Below are 232 nucleotides of genomic sequence, written 5' to 3'. Positions count from 1 at the left end.
GTCTTGAGATACAATTGAAGACGGTGAAAAGCAAATAATCACATCGACCATATTATTTTTTAATAATTGATCGGCTAATTCCGAGGCCATCAAGGTCTTACCCGCCCCAGGAGTTGCCAAGGCTAAAAAGTGGCTATTGCCGTTCTGATATTGTGTAAGCGCTAAATTAATACACTCGGCTTGCCATAGTCTTAGTTTCATATTTTCTCTAATGCTTCGCTCTGCTTCAGTA

At 40.1% G+C, this 232-nt stretch carries 1 protein-coding gene; it reads right to left on the bottom strand.

Annotated elements, in window-relative coordinates; translation table 11 throughout:
- Positions 1 to 201 (bottom strand): DEAD/DEAH box helicase family protein (locus AAEY88_RS15650; protein WP_350563873.1); only part of this gene is annotated, 201 nt, incomplete at its 3' end.
- Positions 202 to 232 lie beyond the last annotated feature (31 nt).

Origin of the sequence: Psychrobacter sp. CAL346-MNA-CIBAN-0220, from assembly GCF_040309805.1 — a bacterium.
Lineage (GTDB): Bacteria > Pseudomonadota > Gammaproteobacteria > Pseudomonadales > Moraxellaceae > Psychrobacter.
The sequence above is the reverse complement of the archived record's forward strand: the minus strand, read 5'-3'. Positions and strand labels throughout refer to the sequence as shown.